Raw genomic sequence first — 4218 nt, forward strand, 5'->3', positions numbered from 1 at the left:
CTCCTGAGGACTCCGTAGTTATTTATTTATCACTGTTTAACCGGACATGATATAACTCAAGCATTTAGTTTTGATCGCCATTTTCGTCAATTTGGTTCCTTCACTATTGTGCCATAAAATAAGCGACTTAATCCAGAGTTCAATATTGAGTTTACGCAAACTCAGTTTCTCGTAGGACATTTATGGGAGCTGATAACTGATAACTGATGACTGATAACTGAAATTGCATATCTTCCTTGAAACTAGAAATATAATAGTATTGAAAATTTCTAGTTGTGAGGCAAGGGTTAAATCTATGGTTTCTCCCAAGAGGTGGTTGTCTATTCTCAGTGTGAATAGTCTGATGTTATTTAATGTCAGTTTGCCTGTATTAATGTTGCCCAATATTGTCAATGGGGGAGAAGTTATTGCTCAGACAGACCCCAATGCAGAGGCAGAAAAATTATTTAAGCAGGGACATGAACTATTTAAGCAAGGTACAGCAGAATCTTTGAGGGGAGCGATCGCTAAATGGGAAGAGGCACTATTACTATTTAGGAAAACGGGCAACCTGAAAAGAGAAGCAAGCACACTCCTTTGCATCGGTTTTGTCTATCATAGCTTAGGAGAAAAACAAAAAGCACTCACTTTCTACAATCAAGCTTTACCTCTATATGAGCAAGTAGGGGATAAAGGAGGGGAAGCTGCGACTCTCCATAATATTGGCGGTGTCTACAATAGCTTAGGAGAAAAACAAAAAGCACTCACTTTCTACAATCAAGCTTTACCTCTATATGAGCAAGTAGGGGATAAAGGAGGGGAAGCTGCCACTCTCCATAATATTGGCGGTGTCTACAATAGCGCAGTTATGAATTACCTCCAAGAACGGAAATAGAAGAATTAGCTAAACAATTTAGAGAAGAAATAACCTCTCTTTCCCCAGTACCAGAAACTGGAACTAAATCAAGTGAAATATTATTGTCGCCTGTAGCAAATAAATTAGAAAATAAACGACTACTAATAGTAGGAGATGGAATATTACAGACCATTCCTTTTGCAGCTTTACCACTGCCACAAAATCTCAATCAAACCAACTATCAACCCCTAATTGTCAACCATGAAATTGTCACCTTACCTTCAGCTTCAAGCATTGATATTCTCAGAGAACAAGTCAAAGGCAGAACCCCTGCACCGAAAAAAGTAGCCGTTTTTGCTGACCCAGTATTTGCAGATAATGACCCCCGGTTTCAAACAGCTTCTCAAACAAAAAAAGAAACCGAAACTAATAATTTAACCGCAATGGCATTAACCCGTTCTCTAGAAGATTTTCTCGGTTTATCATTCTCTCGCTTAGAAGGAACCCGTCAAGAAGCAGAAGCAATATTAGCATTAGTTCCTGATAATTTAGAACAACTATCTTTAGACTTCGATGCCAATCGAGAAAGCGCAATAAATCCCAACTTATCCCAATATCAAATAGTACATTTAGCTACCCACAGATTATTAAATGAAACTCAACCAGAATTATCAGGATTAGTGCTTTCTTTGTATGATAAAACTGGCAAAGGAAAACCAGGATTTTTACAATTAAACGATATATTTAATTTAGAAATGCCAGCGGAATTAGTGGTATTAAGTGCTTGTGAAACGGGAGTTGGGGAAGAAATAAGAGGGGAAGGATTAGTCAGTTTAACCAGAGGATTTATGTATGCGGGAGCTAAACGAGTAGTAGTAAGTTTATGGAGTGTGGCAGATAATTCGACTGCTGAATTAATGGAAAATTATTATCAGAAAATATTAGAAACAGGTAAAAATCCTGTGGAGTCAATGAGAGAAACTCAATTAGAAATGTTGAGTTCAGATAATTGGAAAGCACCCTATTACTGGGCAGCATTTGTTGTGCAGGGTGAGTGGAATGAGTAGAAGTCAGAAGTTTAATAGGGGAGCCGTCGGATTGGCGACGTACAGAAGTCAGAAGTTAAAAGATGTAGGTTGGGTTGACGGAGGAAACCCAAAAAATTGCTTGAATAAACAACAACACCTAACAAAAATAGGTATCTGTTGGGTTGCGCGATCGCTTAACCCAACCTACTTTTAAATTTTGATGTTAGAATATTTATAATAATCACTAAATAATTTAGCTAATGTCAATGAAAGCAATAGAAATTAACGGCAAAATTGATAAAAATGGCAATCTAATTTTAGAACATCCTCTAGAAATAAATACTCCTACAAATGTGCGAGTTATTATTCTTATGCCAGAAGATTCTGAAACTCAAGAAATACAAGCTAATCAAACTAACAAAGCTAATTTTGAAAAAGCTATGGCTATTTATAAAAAAGGAAGTGAAAAATATAAAAATGCGTTACGAGAATTAGCATAATGAAAGAACCTATTTGGATAGATGAAATTATTGCTAAAGCTATTCATGCAGACCAAATTATTCAACATGGAGGAAGTCCAGGAATTAGAGATGAAAATTTACTTTCTGCTAGTTTAGCTAGACCTCGACATTTGTTTACTTATGGTCAACCAAACTTATTTGAACTTGCAGCAGCTTATGGTTATAGTCTAGCGAAAAATCATCCATTTATTGATGGGAATAAAAGAACAGCTTTTATGGTTATGTATACTTTTTTAGGGCTAAATAATTATTTGTTAGAAGTTCCCGAACCAGAAGTTGTAAAAATGATGGAACAACTAGCAAGTGGAGAAGAAAATCAAGAATCTCTAGGGAAGTGGTTAGCAGCAAATTCTATAGAGATTTAAACATTGAAATAATATTTAGTTTAAATTAGTTTAAAATTTTAGCAAAACCGAGAAATAAGGAATAATTCAAAATGCCTCTCATCTCTCGTCGTCATTTTTTCCAATTTGCCAGTTCAATACTTGCCACTCTTGGTATAAGTCAATTTAAATTTATATCCCAAGCCGAAAATTATGGCAAAGTATTAGCTCAAAGTACCCCACGCAAACTTGCTTTATTAGTAGGAATTAATAAATATAAAAAAGCCCCTTTAAGAGGTTGTGTATATGATACAGAAATGCAACGTCATCTATTAATTCACCGCTTTGGTTTTAATCCAAAAGATATCTATATTGTTACTGATGAAAAAGCAACTCGCCAAGGTATTTTAGAAGCATTTGAAGAACACCTAATTAAACAAGCAAAACCAGGAGATGTAGCAGTTTTTCATTATTCCGGCCATGGTTCCCACGTCAAAGATCCTAATCCTATTGTCAAAACTTCTTTGATGGATGGTAGTGGTTTAAGTGGTACATTAGTACCAGTAGATAGTTCTCTGCCTCAAGGATATCCTAATGTTGGTGGTACTGTTAATGATATTATGGGGCATACTTTGTTTCTACTTACTTCAGCTTTAAAGACAGATAATTTTACCGGAATTCTTGATAGTTGTTTTTCGGGAATGACGACTAGAGATTTTACTGTTCGTTCTCGTGCAGGAGGGGAAAAAATAGAAGTTGTATCCCAAGAAAAGGCTTATCAAGAAAAATGGTTATCTCGGCTCGATATGTCTGAAGATGAATTTGTGAAAGGTGATCAAAGTTGTGTAGCAAAAGGAGTAGTTTTTGCTTCTGCTAAACCTTTTCAAAATGCTAAAGATGTGAAAATTCTTGATTTTCATGCTGGAATTTTTAGTTATTTATTCACACAATATTTATGGCAAGAAACAGCTACACCAAAAGAGGCGATCGCTTATGTCAATCGACAAATTCCAGATAGGTTAAAACAGAATTCACTTTATGAAGTTAAGACAGGTACTAAATTAGATAGTAAAGTTATATATTTGACTGAAAATTCCAGTCCTGTTGCTAATGCAGTAGTTACAGAAATTAAGGGCGATCTATCTCAAATTTGGTTAGGAGGATTAGATGTAAAAAAAATTGCTGAATTAACAACAGGTGCTGTATTTAATGTTGTAAATTCAAAAGAAAAATCCGCTGCTAAATTAATTTTTGAATCTCGTGATGGTTTATTGGGAACTGCAACAGTTAAAGGTATTGTTAAGCCTGGTTCTCTATTACAAATTTAAAAGGAGTCAGTCCTCAGGAGTCAGGAGGCAAGAAAGAAGAAGAAAGAGAAAGTTTTTTTGATCACTAATAGACATCTCCAATCATAAAAAATCAAATCAATTATCGCACATAAATTATCAATTATCATTTTCTTTGTGGGTTTAATACCCCACCGTCAACGGGGGTGTTCACGCATTACTTGG

General features: G+C 35.3%; 6 protein-coding genes. All 6 read left to right on the top strand.

The features are described 5' to 3' along the window. Nucleotides 1-259: 259 nt before the first annotated feature. The 6 genes from D5R40_RS40345 (at nt 260) to D5R40_RS30775 (ending at nt 4035) form a co-directional block, all read left to right on the top strand. A complete protein-coding gene (locus D5R40_RS40345; RefSeq protein WP_240039139.1) occupies nt 260-874 on the top strand; it encodes a tetratricopeptide repeat protein in 615 nt (204 codons plus the stop codon). Between the two features lie 83 nt (nt 875-957). After that, a complete protein-coding gene (locus D5R40_RS40350) occupies nt 958-1902 on the top strand; it encodes a CHAT domain-containing protein (protein ID WP_240039138.1) in 945 nt (314 codons plus the stop codon). Further along, nucleotides 1895-2077: a hypothetical protein gene (locus D5R40_RS36550; RefSeq protein WP_124146870.1), complete on the top strand. Its 183-nt coding sequence runs from the start codon at nt 1895-1897 to the stop codon at nt 2075-2077. Before D5R40_RS40350 ends, D5R40_RS36550 begins: the two co-directional genes overlap by 8 nt. Nucleotides 2078-2123: 46 nt before the next feature. After that, on the top strand, nt 2124-2363 hold the full coding sequence (locus tag D5R40_RS30765) for a hypothetical protein (protein WP_124146869.1): 240 nt from the start codon (nt 2124-2126) through the stop codon (nt 2361-2363). Continuing rightward, the gene (locus tag D5R40_RS30770; RefSeq protein ID WP_124146868.1) at nt 2363-2749 is read left to right on the top strand and encodes a type II toxin-antitoxin system death-on-curing family toxin; all 387 of its coding nucleotides are present in this window, start codon (nt 2363-2365) and stop codon (nt 2747-2749) included. The genes D5R40_RS30765 and D5R40_RS30770 overlap by 1 nt, the downstream gene beginning before the upstream one ends. Before the next feature lie 71 nt (nt 2750-2820). Then, nucleotides 2821-4035 (top strand): caspase family protein, encoded by a 1215-nt coding sequence (locus D5R40_RS30775; RefSeq protein WP_124146867.1) that lies wholly within the window; start codon nt 2821-2823, stop codon nt 4033-4035. Nucleotides 4036-4218 lie beyond the last annotated feature (183 nt).

The organism is Okeania hirsuta, assembly GCF_003838195.1.
Classification (GTDB): domain Bacteria; phylum Cyanobacteriota; class Cyanobacteriia; order Cyanobacteriales; family Microcoleaceae; genus Okeania; species Okeania hirsuta.